At 66.0% G+C, this 16,755-nt stretch carries 13 protein-coding genes and 1 pseudogene; 8 read left to right on the plus strand and 6 right to left on the minus strand.

Annotated features, from left to right (window positions below; genetic code table 11):
* Positions 1–105: 105 nt before the first annotated feature.
* From AC1RCO_RS30950 to AC1RCO_RS30960, 3 genes are read left to right on the plus strand one after another with little or no spacing between them, the layout of a single operon-like run.
* Complete coding sequence (locus AC1RCO_RS30950; RefSeq protein ID WP_492618380.1) at positions 106–1,584, plus strand: efflux transporter outer membrane subunit; 1,479 nt, start codon at positions 106–108, stop codon at positions 1,582–1,584.
* Positions 1,581–2,690, plus strand: coding sequence for an HlyD family secretion protein (locus tag AC1RCO_RS30955; RefSeq protein ID WP_492618381.1), 1,110 nt, complete (start codon positions 1,581–1,583; stop codon positions 2,688–2,690). The genes AC1RCO_RS30950 and AC1RCO_RS30955 overlap by 4 nt, the downstream gene beginning before the upstream one ends.
* Positions 2,683–4,272, plus strand: coding sequence for a DHA2 family efflux MFS transporter permease subunit (locus AC1RCO_RS30960; RefSeq protein WP_492618382.1), 1,590 nt, complete (start codon positions 2,683–2,685; stop codon positions 4,270–4,272). The genes AC1RCO_RS30955 and AC1RCO_RS30960 overlap by 8 nt, the downstream gene beginning before the upstream one ends.
* Positions 4,273–4,276: 4 nt before the next feature.
* On the opposite strand, the gene AC1RCO_RS30965 is transcribed toward AC1RCO_RS30960, so the two are convergent.
* Positions 4,277–5,107 carry an AraC family transcriptional regulator gene (locus tag AC1RCO_RS30965; RefSeq protein ID WP_015636445.1) on the minus strand — a complete coding sequence of 277 codons (831 nt, stop codon included), beginning with the start codon at positions 5,105–5,107 and terminating at the stop codon, positions 4,277–4,279.
* 275 nt (positions 5,108–5,382) lie between these two features.
* On the opposite strand from AC1RCO_RS30965, the gene AC1RCO_RS30970 reads away from it, so the two are divergent.
* Positions 5,383–7,098 carry a 2-isopropylmalate synthase gene (locus AC1RCO_RS30970; protein ID WP_492618383.1) on the plus strand — a complete coding sequence of 572 codons (1,716 nt, stop codon included), beginning with the start codon at positions 5,383–5,385 and terminating at the stop codon, positions 7,096–7,098.
* 387 nt (positions 7,099–7,485) lie between these two features.
* On the opposite strand, the gene AC1RCO_RS30975 is transcribed toward AC1RCO_RS30970, so the two are convergent.
* Both AC1RCO_RS30975 and AC1RCO_RS30980 read right to left on the minus strand, forming a co-directional pair.
* Positions 7,486–8,151, minus strand: a complete 666-nt coding sequence (locus tag AC1RCO_RS30975) for an HAD family hydrolase (RefSeq protein WP_019094095.1) — start codon at positions 8,149–8,151, stop codon at positions 7,486–7,488.
* A gap of 101 nt (positions 8,152–8,252) precedes the next feature.
* The gene (locus AC1RCO_RS30980) at positions 8,253–9,908 is read right to left on the minus strand and encodes a WG repeat-containing protein (RefSeq protein ID WP_401403658.1); all 1,656 of its coding nucleotides are present in this window, start codon (positions 9,906–9,908) and stop codon (positions 8,253–8,255) included.
* 412 nt (positions 9,909–10,320) lie between these two features.
* Between AC1RCO_RS30980 and peaA the strand changes: the two genes are divergently transcribed.
* The 4 genes from peaA to peaD all read left to right on the plus strand — a co-directional run bounded on the left by peaA (position 10,321) and on the right by peaD (position 14,881).
* Entirely contained in the window at positions 10,321–11,901 is a 1,581-nt protein-coding gene (gene peaA / locus AC1RCO_RS30985) for a quinohemoprotein amine dehydrogenase subunit alpha (RefSeq protein ID WP_492618384.1), read from the plus strand.
* A gap of 79 nt (positions 11,902–11,980) precedes the next feature.
* Entirely contained in the window at positions 11,981–13,414 is a 1,434-nt protein-coding gene (gene peaB / locus AC1RCO_RS30990; protein ID WP_404673668.1) for a quinohemoprotein amine dehydrogenase maturation protein, read from the plus strand.
* A gap of 1 nt (position 13,415) precedes the next feature.
* Positions 13,416–13,739, plus strand: a complete 324-nt coding sequence (gene qhpC / locus AC1RCO_RS30995; protein ID WP_492618385.1) for a quinohemoprotein amine dehydrogenase subunit gamma — start codon at positions 13,416–13,418, stop codon at positions 13,737–13,739.
* Between the two features lie 23 nt (positions 13,740–13,762).
* Complete coding sequence (gene peaD / locus AC1RCO_RS31000) at positions 13,763–14,881, plus strand: quinohemoprotein amine dehydrogenase subunit beta (protein ID WP_492618386.1); 1,119 nt, start codon at positions 13,763–13,765, stop codon at positions 14,879–14,881.
* 102 nt (positions 14,882–14,983) lie between these two features.
* Here peaD and AC1RCO_RS31005 read toward each other — a convergent pair whose 3' ends face one another.
* From AC1RCO_RS31005 to AC1RCO_RS31015, 3 genes and pseudogenes are all read right to left on the minus strand, one after another.
* Positions 14,984–15,382, minus strand: a complete 399-nt coding sequence (locus AC1RCO_RS31005) for a lysozyme inhibitor LprI family protein (protein WP_072453073.1) — start codon at positions 15,380–15,382, stop codon at positions 14,984–14,986.
* Between the two features lie 37 nt (positions 15,383–15,419).
* Complete coding sequence (locus AC1RCO_RS31010; protein ID WP_225368814.1) at positions 15,420–15,869, minus strand: GFA family protein; 450 nt, start codon at positions 15,867–15,869, stop codon at positions 15,420–15,422.
* A pseudogene (locus tag AC1RCO_RS31015) lies at positions 15,843–16,742 on the minus strand (ADP-ribosylglycohydrolase family protein); the annotation flags it as partial. The pseudogene AC1RCO_RS31015 and the gene AC1RCO_RS31010, both read right to left, overlap by 27 nt.
* Positions 16,743–16,755: the final 13 nt, after the last annotated feature.

A 16,755-nucleotide genomic window follows, 5' to 3' on the forward strand; every position in this document is an offset into this window, starting at 1 on the left:
TGGGATCAAGGTTGACCATTTCGCGATAATCGAAAAGAAGTTCTCGTTAGACGGTCGCCAGCTGGCCTTTCTAAAGTAGGCGCTTCGAATCCGTGAGTACTTCCCATGCCCATTTACCCGAGGCCTGCATGGGCCCTGTGCGCCCTGTTGGCCGGTTGCACCCTGGGGCCGGAACGGCCGCCCGGCAGCACTGTGCCCCTGCCCGTGAGCCACCTGGACGCAACGGCCGAGCAGGGGCTCGACCAGTGGTGGCAACTCTACCGTGACCCTGGGCTCAATGCCGCGGTACAGGAAGCCCTGAGCCAGAACCGCGACTTGCGAATGGCTGCGGCCAACCTGCTTCAGGCCCGGGCGCTGCTGCGCGAAACCGATACCCTGCGCCAGCCTTCCACCCAGGTGACGGCCCGCGCCGGCTACGGCAGTACCGCCGACGACCAGTTGGAAGCCGCCTTGCAGGACAGCCAGCACATCCGCACCGGCAGCCGCTATGGGGTCGGCCTGGATGTGCAGTGGGAGGCCGACCTGTTCGGCCGCCTGCACGGCCTGGCCGATGCCGCCCGGGCCGATGCCGAGGCGGCCCGGGCCGCCGAAGATGGCCTGCGGGTGGTGGTGGCCGCGGAAACCACCCGTGCCTGGTTGCAGGCCTGCAGCTATGGCCAGCGCCTGCAGGTGGCGGGCGAGTCCCTGGCGCTGGTGGAGCAGGGCCGGGCCCTGAGCGGCCGGCTGTATCGGGCCGGCGCCGCGGTGACCCTGGATGTGGTGCGCGCCGAAGGCCTGGTGGGCCAGGTGCAGGCCAGCCTGCCGCCGCTGCAGGCCGGACGGCAACGGGCCCTGGCCGAACTGGCCGTCTTGCTGGGGCGCCCCCCGGGTGATGCACCGGCGGCGGCCCAGGCTTGTCGCCAGGCCCCGACCCTGGGGTCGCCCATGCCCCAGAGCGATGCCCTGGCCATGTTGCGTCGGCGCCCCGACGTGAGTCAGGCCGAGCGCCGGCTGGCGGCGGCCACGGCGCGCATCGGTGTGGCCCGGGCCGACCTCTATCCAAGGGTCAGCCTGGGGGCCGGGGTCTTCACGTCGGCGCACCACCCCGCGGGTTTCGATGACCGTGACGCGTCGGTCTGGCAACTGGGGCCGCTGTTGTCCTGGAGCTTGCCCAACCTCAATGCCGCCCGCGCCCGCATCGCCCAGGCCAGCGCCGGAGAAAGCGCGGCGCTGGCGGATTTCGACCGCAGCATCCTGGCGGCCCTGAAGGAGCAGCAACAGGCCCTGAGCGACTACCAGGCCGCGTTGCAGCGCCAGCAAGCCCTGCACCTGGCAGCCGAACGTGACCACCAGGCCTTGCGCCTGGCCGGGCTAGCCAGGGCCGCCGGTGCCTCCACGGCCCTGGATTACCTCGATGCCCAGCGCACCGATGTACGTACCCGGGCCGCGGCAGCGCAGGCCGATGCCGCCGTCATCGATACCCAGGTGCTGGTGTTCAAGGCCCTGGGCGGCGGCTGGCGCAGCGCGCCGCCGATTGTCCTGCCGCAGCCGAGCCGGGCTGCGGCCAACCCTTTCCCGCGAACCCCCAACGAGCCTTTGCAATGACCCAGACCCCTGTTCCCGCTTTCCCGGCGCAAGCCGTCACCCGCCGTCGCTTACTCGGTTATGCCGGGCTGGCGCTGGTGTTGCTGCTGATTCTGGCCTGGGGCCTGCGCTGGTGGTTCAACGGGCGTTTCCTGGTGGAGACCGACGATGCCTACCTGCGCTCGGACATCGTCACCATCGCGCCCCGGGTCGCCGGCTACCTGGTGGCGGTCGAGGTCCGGGACAACCAGCCGCTCAAGGCTGGCGACCTGCTGGCGCGGATCGACGACAGCGACTACCGGGCCCGGGTCGAACAGGCGGAAGCGGCGCTGCGCGAGGCCCAGGCCGAACAGCGTGCCGGGCAGGCGCGGCTGGCCAATCTGGCCGCCCGCCAGCAACAGCAGCAGAGCCTGATCGCCGAAGCCCAGGCCCGGGTCGGCGCCGCCGAGGCCGAGGCACAACGGGCCGGCCAGGAAGGGCGGCGGCAGCAGCACCTGGCCAGCCAGCAAGTCAGCAGCGTGCAGCAACTGGAAAACGCCGCCGCCCTGGCCCGTCAGGCCGATGCCGCCCTGGGCGCGGCCCGCGCCAGCCTGGCCGCGCGGCGCCAGCAGGTACAGGTGCTCGATACCGAACAGCAAAGCGCCCGGGCGCAACTGGACAAGCTCGAAGCGGGCGTGGCCCGGGTCACGGCCCAGCGGCAACTGGCCCGCATCGATCTGGCTCGCACCTTGATCCGCAGCCCGGTGGACGGTATCGCCGGCCAGCGGCGCCTGCGCCTGGGGCAGTACGTCGAAGTCGGTGCGCCGCTGTTGGCTGTGGTGCCTGAGGACGCCTATGTGGTGGCCAACTACAAGGAAACCCAGGTCGACGGCATGCGGCCCGGGCAAGCGGCGCGGGTCGAGGTCGACGCCCTGGGCGGCCATGTACTGGAGGGACGGGTGGAGAGTTTCGCCCCGGCTTCCGGCGCCGAATTCGCCCTGCTGCCGGAGGACAACGCCACCGGCAACTTCACCAAGATCGTGCAGCGCATGCCGGTGCGCATCCGCCTCGATCCGGGGCAGCCGCGACAGGCGCAGCTGCGCCCCGGGATGTCGGTGGTGGTGACCGTGGACACCCGTCATGACTAGTGTCCAGGCCGTATCGGAAGGCACCGGCGAGGCCGCCGCACAGGCAATCTCCCTGCGCACCTGGGTGGCGGTGCTGGGCAGCGTGGTGGGCTGCTTCATGGCCGGGATGAACGTGCACGTGACCAACGCTTCATTGCCGGACGTGCGCGGTTCTCTGGGCGCCACCTTCGAGGAGGGCTCGTGGATCACCACCGCCTACCTGGTGGCGGAGATCATCATCATTCCCATGACCGGCTGGCTGGTCTCGGTGTTTTCCATGCGCAGGGTACTGATGGTCGGCACCGCCGGTTTCGTGCTGTTTTCGATCGCCTGTTCCCTGGCGCCGAACATCCACAGCCTGATCTTCGCCCGGGTGCTGCAAGGGGCCTTTGGCGGGGTGCTGATTCCCCTGTCGTTCCAGCTGATTGTCACCGAGCTGCCGGCGGCCCGGCATCCCATGGGCATGGCCCTGTTCGCCGTGGCCAACAATGTCGCCCAGGCCGCGGGACCGTCCCTGGGCGGCTGGCTCACCGATGCCTATTCGTGGCGCTGGATCTTCTACCTGCAAGTGCCGCCGGGGCTGTTGCTGCTGGCGGCCATCGGCTGGTCGGTGCGGCCCCAGCCCATGGTCCTGGCAAAACTGCGCCAGGGTGACTGGGGCGGCATCGCCAGCATGGCCGTGGGCCTCTCGGCGTTGCAGATCATGCTGGAGGAGGGTGGCCGTTACGACTGGTTCGCCTCAAGCTTCATCAGCCATTGCGCGATCCTGGCCACGGTCGGCCTGCTGGCCTTCGTGGCCATCGAACTGCGTCGCGAGCAGCCGTTGATCAACCTGCGCCTCTTGGGGCGCTACAACTTCGGCATTGCCAGCCTGATGCAATTCACCTTCGGTGCGGTGGTGTTCGGCGTGGTGTTCCTGGTGCCCAACTACTTTGCCCAGATCCACGGCTACAACGCCCGGCAGATCGGCCTGATGATGATTCCCTACGGCCTGATCCAGTTCGTCATGTCGTTCGCCACCCCGCGGCTGATGCGCTGGACCAGCGCCCGCACCATCATCATTGCCGGGTTCGCCATCACTGGCATCGGCTGCCTGATGAACATCCACCTCAACCCCGATGCCTCGGTGAACGTCATCGTGCCCTCGCTGGTGGTGCGTGGTATCGGCCAGTCGCTGGTGGTGGTGGCGCTGGGGGTGATGGCGATCCAGGGGCTGGAAAAGGACCAGGTGGGCTCGGCCTCCGGACTGTTCTCCATGGTGCGTAACGTCGGCGGGGCCATCGGTATCGCGCTGTCCAGCCAGATCGTGGTGGAGCGCGAGAAACTCCACGCCCAGCGCATTGGCGAATCCGTCAGCCTGTTCGCCCAGGCCACCCAGGAGCGCCTGGTGGAACTGGTGCGCCTGCTGGCCCAGGCACCGGTGGAGTACGCAACGGCCCTGCATTCGGCGGCGCTGGCGCCCCTGCGCCAGCAAGCCCTGGGCATGGTGGACAAGGTGCTGCACCGCGACGCCCTGCTGCTGGCCTACAGCGATGCCTTCTTGCTGGCGGGGCTGGCCATGCTGTTGTGCGTGGTGGCCGGTGTGCTGCTGCGCCGGGCCTGAGCCCTCAGCGGTAGAACTCCGAAGGCGGCGTGCCGAACTGGCGCTTGAAGGCGGCGGCGAAGGCGCTCTGGCTGTCGTAGCCGTGCTGCAGCGCCACTTGCACCACCGGCATGCCTTCGGCCAGGCACTCCAGGGACATCAGCAACCGCGCCTGCTGGCGCCAACGGCCAAAGGTGATGCCGGTGTGGCGCTGGAACTGGCGATGGAAGGTCTTGGCGCTCATGGCCAGGCAGTCGCCCCATTGTTCGGCGGTGCGGTTGTCCGAAGGGTCGTCCGCCAGCGCCTGGCACACCCGCAGCATGCGCGGCTCATGGGGCCAGGGCAGGCTGAACGGCAGCACCGGCAGCGAGCGCATCTCATCGAGGATCAGGCGCATCAGGCGGCCGTCGCGGCTGTCCGGCGAATACTGCGTGCCGACCTGGGCGGCGGCCAGGATCAGCTCGCGCAGCAACGGCGAGACCTCGATCACGCAGTCATGCTCGGGCAGGCCGGCAATGGCATCGACATTGATGAACAGGCTGCGCATGCGCACCGCGCCGCGCATGCGTACCCGGTGCTCGACGCCGGCCTGCAACCACACCCCGCGGCTGGGCGGCACCACCCAGCGGCCGGACTCGGTGTCGATCACCAGCACGCCCTCGATGGCATAGGCCAGCTGCGAGCGTGGATGGCTGTGGGCAGGTATTTCATGGCCGTTGGGGTAATCCACGGCGATGCTGGTAACCGGCATGGACAGGCAGTCGATGGACGAGACAACAAGCAGATCGGACATGCAGCGCAGCGCCTCCGCCCCGGAAGGGATCATGGGGCGCTTATCATAGGTGAAAATGTCCATTTTGCGATAATCAAAGGGTGTTTAGCGCATTACATTCAGAAGATCGCTACCTAGACTACAGATCACTCCTTGCCCGCCGACGGTTGCAACCGCCCATGAACCCCCTGTTCCTGACCCTGCTACTAGCGCTACCCCTGCCTTACGGCCGGGGTCTGCCGGTGCTGCCAGGAACCTGGCACCCAGGCTGATCTCCCCCAGACTCCGGCCTCGAAGCGCTTTCCATGATGAAAGCAGGGGAGATCCATCGCGTTCTCCATTGTGCTTTCGAGGTCAGTATGCTCGCCCATCCCCATACCAAATATCGTGCCTTTGCTCCCGTGGACCTGGCCTCGCGCCAGTGGCCGTCATGTAGCATCACCCAGGCTCCGATCTGGCTGTCCACCGACCTGCGCGATGGCAACCAGGCGCTGTTCGAGCCGATGAACCGCGAGCGCAAGCTGCGCCTGTTCGAGGAACTGGTGCGCCTGGGCTTCAAGGAAATCGAAGTGGGATTCCCCGCCGCCTCGCGTACCGATTTCGAGGTGGTCCGCGAGCTTGTGGAACAGCAGCGGATTCCTGCCGACGTCACCCCCATGGTGATGACCCAACTGCGCGAGGACCTGATCCGCGAAACCGTACGCAGTGTGCAGGGGGCGCGCCGGGTCATCGTCCACCTGTACAACGCCATCGCCCCAGTCTGGCGGCGCGTGGTCTTCGGGCTTTCGGTGGACGAGGTCGAGGCCCTGGTAGAGCGCCATGTCAGGCTGTTGCGCGAGTTGACCGACCAGCACCCGGAAACCGAATGGGTGTTGCAGTACTCCCCCGAAACCTTCTGCATGGCGGAGCTCGAGGTGTCCCTGCGCATGTGCAACACCGCGATCCGTACCTGGGACGCCGGCCCGGGGCGCCCGATCATCATCAACCTGCCGACCACCGTCGAGGTGGCCACCGCCAACGTCTTTGCCGACCAGATCGAATGGATGCACAAGCGCCTGGAGCGCCGCGACCAGGTCACGCTGTCAGTGCACCCCCACAACGACCGGGGCACCGGCGTGGCCTGTGCCGAACAGGCGTTACTGGCGGGCGCCCAGCGGGTGGAGGGCTGCCTGTTCGGCAATGGCGAGCGCAGTGGCAACCTGGATCTGGTGACCCTGGCCCTGAATCTCTATACCCAGGGCATCAGCCCCGGGCTGGATTTCTCCGATATCGCAGCGGTGGCCCGGGTTGCCGAGGAGTGCACGGCGCTGCCGATCCATCCGCGCCATCCCTATGTCGGCGACCTGGTGTTCACCGCCTTTTCCGGCTCGCACCAGGACGCCATCGCCAAGGGCTTTGCCGCCCAGGCGGCCGACGGTTTCTGGGAGGTACCCTACCTGCCCATCGATCCGCAGGACCTGGGGCGGACCTACGACAGCATCGTGCGGGTCAACAGCCAGTCCGGCAAAGGCGGGATCGCTTTCCTGCTGCAGCGTGACCACGGCATCGTCATGCCCCGGCGCATGCAGATCGAGTTCAGCGCCATTGTGCAGAAGCTGGCTGATGCCAGTGACGCCGAGTTGAGCAGCGACGCTTTATGGGAGGTGTTCCAGCGCACCTATCTGGCGTGTGCAGAGGGCACGGCCGGCCTGCGGTATCTCGCTCATCGGTTGTTCGATGCCCCCGAGGGGCAGGGGATCGAGCTGCGGGTCGCCACCCCCGGGAACCAGGAGGCGTGCTTGCATGGCGTGGGCAACGGACCTGTCGCGGCGGCCCTGGCCGCCCTGGGCTTGCCGCTGCGCATCGACAGTTTTGAAGAGCGCAACCTGGGGGCGGGGGCCGATGCGCAGGCGCTGGCAATTGTCGAAGCGGTGTGGCCGGGCGTTGCCGGGTCACGTTTTGGCGCCGGCTGTCACGCCAATATCGTCACCGCGTCGGTGCAGGCCGTGATCAATGCCGCGGCGCGGTTTTATCCCGAGCAGGCGCCGGCATTCGTCCCCACCCAGGCATCGCTTGCGGAGCGGGCGGCTCCCTGAGTGACCCGCACCAGCAGTCGGCGCCCCAGGGGCCGGCCGCTGGAGCCCGGGCAAAAAAAAGCCCGCTGTAGCGCGGGCCAAATGGGATTCGTTAAGGAGTGATTGGCAATATAGGGGCGGCGAGGTGAAAGCACCGTGAAAAAAAAGTCGTGCAGGGATAAACCTCCAGCATCTTTGCCCAAGTCGTAGGGTGTTTTCGGATATGTCCGATATTACTGCCCCTGGAGCCCGCGTATATTCCCTCCTGCTCGCCCAGCCAAAGGGGGTACTTCGGTCTGGATGCCACTGCCGAAGTGATGGGCGAGCACCTTTTTCCCTCCTGCCGTTTCTTTCTCCCTGGCTGTTTCCTTCCCGCTTGGCCTGGCCAATATCCTCATCCCATTCCCTTCAGGGCAGATCGAGCCGGCGCCGGATCTCGGCCCACAGTTGCGGGTCGTCGAAGTCGTTGATCACGCGGTGGGCGCCGGCATCCAGCAGGGTTTGCGGGCGCTGGCTGGTGGCCAGGCCGAACGTGCAGATCCCGGCTTTTACCGCGGCTGTCAGCCCGGGTACCGAGTCTTCGAAGGCCAGGGCCTGGTCGGCGGTGGCCTGCAGGCATTCCAGGCCGCTCAAGTAGGGCAGGGGATCGGGCTTGGCCCGAGGCAACTCCTCGGCCACCAGCACCGTCTGGAAGCGCTGTCGCAGGCCCAGCACCTCGAGCATGTGCTCGGCATTGGCCCGGGGCGCGTTGGTGACCACGCACACGCCGATGCCGTGCTCCTGGGCAAAATCCAGCAGGCGCAGCAGGCCGGGCATGGGCATCAGTTGCGGGGAGAGTTGGCGAAAGCGCACTTCCTTGCGCTCGGCAAAGGCTTCATGTTCCGCCACGCTGCGCTCGGGGAACAGGTAGCGGCACATGTTGGCATTGGCCTGGCCGCTGACATGGGCTTCGAATTCTTCCTGGGTGAAGGTCCGGCCCTCCTCTTCCAGCAGCAGTTGCTGCAGGGCCAGCAGGTGCAGGGCGTCGGTGTCGGTCAGGGTGCCATCAAGGTCGAAGAGCAGAGCATTGAGCATGGGACAGTTCCTGTCGGGCCCCATCCGGGCCGGTTGGCTGAATCGATCAAGCCCGCATCCTAGCAGGCTTGATCCCAACCGTGACCGGTTCGCTCGGGGCCTCAGCCCTGTGCGTTGTCGCCTTCGCCCTGGTCTTCCACTTCGTCAGGCTGCGGGCAGTAGTCCTGGGGGTTGGCCGGCCACAGCACCTGGTCATGGCCGTCGTGCACCTGTTCGGCGCCGCAATCGACCTGGCTGACCTGGAAGCTCGGAGTGCCGTCCAGGCGATACAGGGCCTTGAGGCTGCGGGACTGGTCGTCGCCCATGCCTTCCACGGCATAGCCGAAGATGGCGCCGCGGGTTTCGTCCACCACCAGTTCCTGCCACTTGCCGGGGATCAGCCGCTTGCCCTTGAGGTCGTACAGCGCCGAGGTGGCCAGGGCCGAGGTGTCGTCGGTGGCCAGCAGGTAGTGGCCGCTGTTGTCCAGGCGGATGTCGACGTACTGGCCCGGCTCCAGCAGCACCTTGCCGCTGGCGTCCATCAGGCCCACGGTACGCACCTGGGTGGCCTGGCCGAACAGGGTGGCCTGCTTGGTCGGGCTGTTGGCGGTGCTGAAGACGAACAGGTCGGCATTGATCGCGCCGATCTGGGCGTAGGTGGGCTTGAACAGCTCGACGCCCTTGTCCACATCGAAGATACCGAAGGTGGCGCTGAACACGTTCTGCAGCACCGCGACCTGGTTCAGCCCCGGTACCTGCCGGAACATTCCCAGGGGGCTGAAGCCGGCCGGGTCCGCCGAGTCGTAGGCCGGCTGTACCTTCCATTGGCCCTGGCGGTCGATCAGCCCGGCCTTGCCGGAGCTGCCGTCGGCGTTCTTGGCGGTGACCAGCGCGCCCTGCTTGCCGAATACCTGGCAGGTGCCGAACTGGGCCTGGATCACGGTCTTGCCCTGGAAATCCATGTAGCCGCAGGGGCTGTCGTATTTTTCCCGGAAGGCCACCAGGCCGTCACCCGGTTCGCCCATCCAGTTGTAGGTGGCGGCGCTGATCAACTGGGCCTGGGCATCGGCCAGGGCCTTGCCCTGTTCGGTGCTGACCACCAGATGCTGGTTGGCAAAGTAGTCGATGCTGTCGAAGTCGATCTTCTTCTGCTCGCCGGTCTTGAGGTTCAGCGCCCACTTGTCGTTGCCGCGTTCGGCGATCATCCACCAGCCGCGCTTGGCGAAGTCATCGCGGACCATGCTGCTGTCATACAGGGCTTCGGTCACCACCTCGCCCTTGGCACTGAGAATGCCGCGCTTGCCGCCGATCTCGTAGACGATGAAGTCGTCGTTGCCGCCCACGTACAGATCGTCGAAGCGCGGTGGCTGAATCTGTTTGCCGCTCTGGTCGATGATGCCCAGCTTGCCGTCCTGGCCGAAGCCGAAGTAGCCCGGGGTCAGCAGCCGCAGGTCATCGGTGAAGGCGGCCTTGAGGGTCTGCTTGCCATCGGCGCTGCTGAGGTTCCAGGTACCGTCCTTGGCGAACAGGAAGGTCTTGTCCAGGGGCAGGGCGACCACGGCGTCGTAGTCGTTGTCGGCGCTGACCAGCACCTTGCCGTCCTGGTCCAGCACCGCGCATTCGCCATTGGCGCAGATCGGCATGACCATGGCCGCCGGCGCGGGGGCCGCAGCGACGGCTGCAGTCTTGGGACTGGTTTCTTCCTTGCATCCGACCAGGGTCAGGGCAGACAACGAGAGGATCAGCGAGCCGAGACGGGCACAGGCGCTTCTATCCATGAACTTCAGGTTCCTTGTAAGAGGGGAGGTGCGGCACACCCCATGGGACGGGGCAGGCAAAGCGGGGGTGATTCTGCGGCGCCGCCGGATAAATGCAAGATCCAATTGCAAAGAAAACCAGCGGTACAGCCTCGTCGCCGGCCTTGAGAGCTGTTCTGGCGCTGGCTAATCGCTGTCTCAGACTGAGACGTTTGTCTCGAAATTGAACGTCGGGTAACACCCGCAAGCTCGCCAGGGACCGGCGTCTTCGCCCAAGTCGTTGATTCCGGGTTCTTTTATAAGCTGGCACGCTCCGTGTATTGCATATCAGCAGACGTTTCTCTTGCCTCCATGACCGGGCGTGCCGGGCATGGCAGAAACCATAAAAACGACTCGCTAAAAATAAGAAAGCACCGTGGGAGGTTTGACGTTGATGAAGAGAAGACTGCGCCTGAGGCTCAGTGCCAGCCTGCTGGCCATTGCCACCTGTACCGCCTTGCATGCCCCTTCGAGTTTCGCCGCGCGGGATGCGCAGAGCATCCTCAAGGAAACCTGCCAGGGTTGCCACACCCCCGAGGCCGGGGAAGCCCTGAGCCGCATCAGCCACCAGCGCAAGACCCCGGAAGGCTGGCTGATGAGCATTGCCCGCATGCAGACCATGCACGGGCTGCAAATCAGCGATGACGACCGCCGCACCCTGGTCAAGTACCTGGCCGATACCCAGGGCCTGGCGCCCAGCGAGACCGACGGCGTGCGCTACGCCCTGGAGCGACGGCTGAACACCGTCGAGCATTTCGACGAACAGACCACCCAGATGTGCGCCCGCTGCCACTCCGGCGCGCGGATCGCCCTGCAACGCCGGCCGGCCCAGGAATGGGAGCGGCTGGTGAATTTCCACCTTGGGCAATGGCCATCCCTGGAGTACCAGGCGCTGTCCCGGGACCGGGAATGGCTGCCCACTGCCCTCAAGGAAATGGTGCCGCTGCTGGCCAAGCGTTATCCCCTCGACAATCCCGCCTGGACAGCCTGGCAACAGGCCCGCCCGCAAGCGGCGGCGCTGGCGGGGGACTGGAGCTTCAGCGGCCACCTGCCGGGCAAGGGCGAACTGGCCGGGGTGATGAGCGTCAGCGCCGGGGAAGGCGATCAGTTCAAGCTCAGCGTCAAGGGCCAGTACGCCGATGGCAGCCCGTTCAATGGCGAGGGCAGCGCGATCCTCTACAACGGCTATGAATGGCGCGGCAATGTCACCGTGGATGGCGTGGTCATGCGCCAGGTGCTGGCGGCCCAGGGCAATGCACTGCAAGGGCGGATGTTCGAGGCCGAGCACGACGAGCGCGGCCTGGACTTCATCGCCGCCCGGCAAGGCAGCCAGCGGTTGCTGGCGGTGCAGCCGGGTTACCTGAAGGCCGGTGAGGAGGCCGAGGTGACCCTGGTGGGCGCGGGCCTTGCGGGCACTCCGAGCTTCGGCAAAGGGGTGGAGGTCGTGCAGGTGCTGGAGCAGAGCCCCGAACGCATCCGCGTCAGGCTCAAGGCGGCGGCCAGCGCCCAGCCGGGGCTGCGGGAAGTCAGCGTCGGCAGCCTCAAGGGCGCGACGCTGGCGGTGTACCAGCGCATCGCCGAGGTCAAGGTGGTGCCGGCATTTGCCGTGGCGCGGATCGGTGACGGCGGCGGTTCGACGCCCAAGGTACAGGGCCGCTTCGATGCCGAAGCCTGGGGCAAGGGGGCCGACGGCAAGGTCTACCGCATCGGCGTGATGCCGGCGCAGTGGAAGGTCGAGGCCTTCGACGCCCAGGCGGCCAAGGATGAAGACGTCAAGTACGCCGGCAGCATGCAGGCCGACAGCGGCGTGTTCACCCCGGGGGATGCCGGGCCCAACCCGCTGCGCAAGATGTCCACCAACAACGCCGGCAACCTCAAGGTGATCGCTGCGGTGGAGGAGGGGGGCAAGGCCCTGACCGGTGAAGGCCAGCTGATCGTCACCGTGCAACGCTGGAACAATCCACCCATTCCCTGAGGGGCGTCGAGCGATACCGACAGACACTTTCAGGCAATGACCGCAGGCCCCGAACGCGGGGCAGGCACAGGAGGTTGTAATGGGCGCAATTCTGAATCTGGTGGAGCGCAACCTGCATGAAGTGCAGGTGGACGCCAACCGCATGCTGTTCCATATCCCCAGCAGTTCGCTGTTTGCCAGCGATGCCTTGACCGGCAGCATCATCGATGCGCTGCGTGGCCCGGGCTGTACCCCGGAAGACTTGATCCAGCGTCTGGCCGGCGCCTATGACGGTGCCGACGTCAGCGACACCCTGCGCGAGCTGATGGCCCTGGAACTGGTCAGCGACGGCTCGCCCCTGACCCCGGAAATCGGCGTCAAACGGGTCGAACGCACGGCGATCAATACCGTGGTGCTCAACGTCAATACCGGCTGCAACCTGAGCTGCACCTACTGCTACAAGGAAGACCTGGACAAGCCCTCGGCGGGCAAGAAGATGGGCCTGGACACGGCCATTGCCTCGGTGGAAATGCTGCTCCAGGAGTCCCCGGACGAGGAGCGCTACACCGTGGTGTTCTTCGGCGGCGAACCCTTGAGCAACCGGCCGCTGATCGAGGCCATGGTGGACTACTGCGAACAGCGCTTTGCCGCGGCCGGCAAGTTCGTCGAGTTCGTCATGACCACCAACGCCACCCTGCTCACCGAAGAGGTGGTGGACTACCTCAACGCCCACCGCTTCGGGCTTTCGGTGAGCATCGACGGGCCCAAGACCGTGCACGACCGCAACCGCATCACCGTGGGCGGGCAAGGCACCTATGACGTGGTGCGGCGCAAGGCGCAGATGCTTCTGGAACGCTACGACAGCCGGCCGGTGGGGGCGCGGGTGACCCTGACCACCGGGGTCACCGACCTTGAGACCATCTGGGATCACCTGTTCAACGAGCTGGGGTTCGCCGAAGTGGGGTTCGCCCCGGTGACCTCGGGGGACATCAGCAGCTTCAACCTCAGCAGCGAGGAGCTGATCGAAGTCTTCGCCAGCATGAAGCGCCTGGGCCGGCGTTACCTGGCGGCGGCACTGGAGCACCGCAATATCGGCTTCTCCAACCTGCACCAGCTGATCACCGATATCCACGAGGGCCACAAGAAGGCGCTGCCCTGCGGCGCCGGGCTGAAGATGCTGGCGGTGGACCACAAGGGCGAGCTGAACCTGTGCCACCGCTTCACCGGCTCATCCCTGCCGACCTTCGGCAATGTGCATGACGGTGGGGTCAAGCAGATGGAGCTCAATGACTTCCTGTCCCAGCGCCTGGACCGCACCAACACCGGCTGCGACAACTGCCGCATCCGCAACCTGTGTTCCGGCGGCTGCTACCACGAGAGCTATGCCCGCTACGGCGACCCGGCGCACCCGACTTATCACTATTGCGAACTGATGCGTGACTGGGTGGATTTCGGCATCGAAGTCTACAGCCGGATCATGGCGCACAACCCTGCGTTCATCAGCAGCTACATCACTCCGCGCAAGGCTCACTGACATGAAACATCTCAAGCCGATCAACAACAAAGCTCAGAAACTGACCGAGGCCGCGGCCCAGGACCGTATCGAAGAAGTGCTGGCGATGAACTCCGTGGCCGGCTGCGCCTCGACCACCGACCCGGGCTGGGAAATCGATGCCTTTGGCGGCGTCTCGTCGCTGTGCCAACCGATGGAGGCCGACCTCTACGGCTGCTCCGACCCTTGCTGGTGGCCGGCCCAGGTGCCGGACATGATGAGCACCTACCCCGACTGGAACAAGGACGCCCAGGCCCCCAACGACAACTGGCGCAACCTCGGCACCGTCTTCCCCAAAGACAAGTAACCGGACAGCACAAGGATTCCAGCATGCGAGCTATCACAGTGTGCGGCCTGGCCGCCGGCGCGGTTCTCAGCGCCTGTTCTTTCACCGCCCTGGCCGACAAGGGCCTGGCCCTCAACAGCGGTCACGAGTACATGGTGACCACCAATTACCCGAACAACCTGCACGTTCTCGATCTGGCCACCGACAGCCTGTACAAGACCTGCAAGATGCCCGACGCCTTCGGCCCCGGCACCGTGCAACTGTCGCCGGACCGCAAGATCGCCTACGTGCTGAACAACCACTATGCGGATGTCTACGGCGTCGAGCTCGACAGCTGCAAGCAGGTGTTCCACGCCAGCATCACCCAGCATCCGGGGGAGAAGGCGCGCTCGATGTTCGCCTTCACCGTCAGCCACGACGGCAAGGAGCTGTACACCGTGGCCAACCCGACCCTGTTGCTCAATGACCGCTATGAGGTCAAGGAGCCGCGTCTGGATGTCTACGCCACCGATGCCGGGCTCGACGCCAAGCCGCTGCGCAGTTTCCCCGCGCCGCGCCAGCTGACCATCATGCAGAGTGGCGACGACGGCACCCTGTATGTGGCCGGGCCGGACCTGTACAAGGTCGACGTCAAGACTGGCAAGTTCGAGGTACTGATCCCCAGCCGCCACTGGAAACGCCCCAACTACAGCGCGCCGGACGTGCTCTACGTGTGGAACCAGCAGACCTTCCGCCATGACTTTTCGCTGCTCTACACCGCGGCGAAGTTCAAGGACAAGAAGCAGGACCCGGCTACCGCCGAGCCGCTGTACGGGCTGTTCAGCGTCGATCTCGCAACCGGCAAGACCGAGACCACCGACTTCGGCCCGCTGACCGAGATCTACTTCAGCGGCATGCGCTCGCCCACGGACCCCAACCTGATGTTCGGCGTGCTCAACCGCCTGGCCAAGTACGACATCAAGCAGAAGAAACTGCTCCAGGCCGCGACCCTGGAACACTCCTACTACTGCATCTCGTTCAACCGGGCCGGGACCAAGATCTACCTGGCGGGGACCTTCAACGACGTGGCGATCTTCGATGTGCAGAGCATGAAGCAGATCGGCAAGATCACCCTGCCGGGCGGCGACATGGCCATCACCACGGCGCAGATCTTCGTCCGCTGACCCCGCCGCCAGCCACCGGCTCCTGTAGGAGCCGGCTTGCCGGTGAACAGGCCGGCAAGCCGTGCAGGGCCCTCGCCGACGCCTTCGTGGGCAAGCCCGCTCCTACCGTGCGGGGACCGGGCAGCTCAAGTCGCCTTCCTTGCACTGCAGGTACTGTTTGAAACTCTCCACGCGGGTCTTGGTCAGGGCCGTGATGCAGTTGCTGTAGGCCACCGGATACAGGCTGCCACCTTCCACGCCCGAGGTGGAAAAACTGCACTCGGCATCGCGGAACGCCACCCAGGCGCGCTGGGCGCTGACCAGCAGCTTTTTGCTGTGTGGCTGGTCTTTCAGGCGCTGGTTGATCTGTTGGTAAAGGGCGTTCAGCTCCTTGTCCGCGGCCTTGTGCTGGACGTTGGCGCACAGGCTCATATCGGTCTGGGTGGTGTTGTTGCACTCATAGGCCTGGGCCAGTGGAGCAAGCAGCAGCGGCGCAAGGGCCAGCAACAGGATCGGACGCATGGAAAGTCTCGCAATCGGTCAATGAGGAAGAAACAGTCTAGCCGCGGCTGGGTTGCCACTCGGGCCAGCGTTGCAGCGCTTCGTCGGCCAGCCAGGGCACATCGTGGGAGGTCCAGATATGCACCTGTGGCGTCTGCCCCGGATCATCGTCCAGGGTCGCCACCCGCAGGATCACGTGGGGCTGCCCCGGGCGCTCCGCCAGCAGGTGAGAACCGCAGACCGAGCAGAAGTGCCGCAGCTTGCCCGGGGACGATTCGTAGGTGCTCAGGCGTTCCTGGCCCTGGGTCCACTGGAAGTGTTCGCGCATGACTCCGGCGGTCGAGGCAAAGGCCGCGGCGTGGGCCTTGCGGCAGGTCTGGCAATGGCAGTGGCCGATGGGCATGTCCAGGCGGTCGACCCGGTATTGCACCGCCTTGCACAGGCAACTGCCATGCAGCGGCCGGGCAGGCGCGCGACGCCGGGCGGCGGCCAGCAGGTCGTCGGCCATGGCCTGGATCTCCTCGCCCATGTGCAGCTTGGCCAGCCAGTGCGGCGGTATGCCCTGGGCCCCGTAGAAAGCTCCGGCCAACTGGCCGACGATGGCGGCGGTGGTGTCGGCGTCGTCCCCCAGGTTGGCGGCGGCCAGCACTGCTTCGGCATAGCTGTCGCTGTGCTGGAAGCACCAGAGCGCGGCCTCCAGGGAGTCGACGCAATAGCCGTTGCCGCGAATCTGGTCGCGGGTTTTATCCAGGTAATTGCCCTGGGCCAGGGCCGCGACCTTGCTCTCGCGAAAGCCCTGGGCGTCGAGCCGTTGCAGTTGCTGCTTGCTGGCACCGTCCAGGGCCTTGGCGATCAGCCCGGCCAACAGCTGGCAGCATTCGATGGCTTCGGCGGCGCCGTGGGTGGTACGCGAACTGGCCCCGGCAAACTCGCGGACCTGGGCCAGGTCGGGGTAATGGAACAGCACCACCGGCGCCAGGCGCATCAGCGAGCCATTGCCGGCGGTCTGCGGGTCGCTGGAGCCCGCCAAGGGCTGGCCGTGTTCCTGATAGTCGGCCAGGGCCTGGCGCACCGTCATGCCGATATCGAAGCATTCGCCGGTGGCGCTCAGGTAGCCCCATTGCCACCAGTTGAGGTAGCGGCCCATCTGGTCGGCGGGGTCGAAACCGTCCTTGCGCAACAGGCTTTCCCCCAGGCACAGGGCCATGGAGGTGTCGTCGGTCCACTGTCCGGCCTTGAGGTTGAACGGGCCGCCGCCCAAGAGATCGGTGACCGGGGGGAAACTGCCCCGTGGCTTGAATTCCACACTGGTGCCCAGGGCATCGCCACAGGCCAGGCCCAGCAGGCTGCCACGGTAACGGTCGGTGAGGGTGAGGGGCATGGCAGGTCCTTTG

It is taken from the genome of Pseudomonas sp. GW823-FHT03E05, assembly GCF_058796855.1.

Excerpts from the sequence above, each read along its gene's own strand:
- AC1RCO_RS30950 (WP_492618380.1), top strand. The coding sequence starts at position 106 with ATGCCCATTTACCCGAGGCCTGCATGGGCCCTGTGCGCCCTGTTGGCC.
- AC1RCO_RS30970 (WP_492618383.1), top strand. The coding sequence starts at position 5,383 with ATGCTCGCCCATCCCCATACCAAATATCGTGCCTTTGCTCCCGTGGAC.
- AC1RCO_RS31005 (WP_072453073.1), bottom strand. The coding sequence starts at position 15,382 with ATGCGTCCGATCCTGTTGCTGGCCCTTGCGCCGCTGCTGCTTGCTCCA.
- AC1RCO_RS30980 (WP_401403658.1), bottom strand. The coding sequence starts at position 9,908 with ATGGATAGAAGCGCCTGTGCCCGTCTCGGCTCGCTGATCCTCTCGTTG.
- AC1RCO_RS31010 (WP_225368814.1), bottom strand. The coding sequence starts at position 15,869 with ATGGCCGACGACCTGCTGGCCGCCGCCCGGCGTCGCGCGCCTGCCCGG.
- peaD (WP_492618386.1), top strand. The coding sequence starts at position 13,763 with ATGCGAGCTATCACAGTGTGCGGCCTGGCCGCCGGCGCGGTTCTCAGC.
- peaA (WP_492618384.1), top strand. The coding sequence starts at position 10,321 with ATGAAGAGAAGACTGCGCCTGAGGCTCAGTGCCAGCCTGCTGGCCATT.
- AC1RCO_RS30960 (WP_492618382.1), top strand. The coding sequence starts at position 2,683 with ATGACTAGTGTCCAGGCCGTATCGGAAGGCACCGGCGAGGCCGCCGCA.
- AC1RCO_RS30955 (WP_492618381.1), top strand. The coding sequence starts at position 1,581 with ATGACCCAGACCCCTGTTCCCGCTTTCCCGGCGCAAGCCGTCACCCGC.
- peaB (WP_404673668.1), top strand. The coding sequence starts at position 11,981 with ATGGGCGCAATTCTGAATCTGGTGGAGCGCAACCTGCATGAAGTGCAG.
- qhpC (WP_492618385.1), top strand. The coding sequence starts at position 13,416 with ATGAAACATCTCAAGCCGATCAACAACAAAGCTCAGAAACTGACCGAG.
- AC1RCO_RS30975 (WP_019094095.1), bottom strand. The coding sequence starts at position 8,151 with ATGCTCAATGCTCTGCTCTTCGACCTTGATGGCACCCTGACCGACACC.
- AC1RCO_RS30965 (WP_015636445.1), bottom strand. The coding sequence starts at position 5,107 with ATGGACATTTTCACCTATGATAAGCGCCCCATGATCCCTTCCGGGGCG.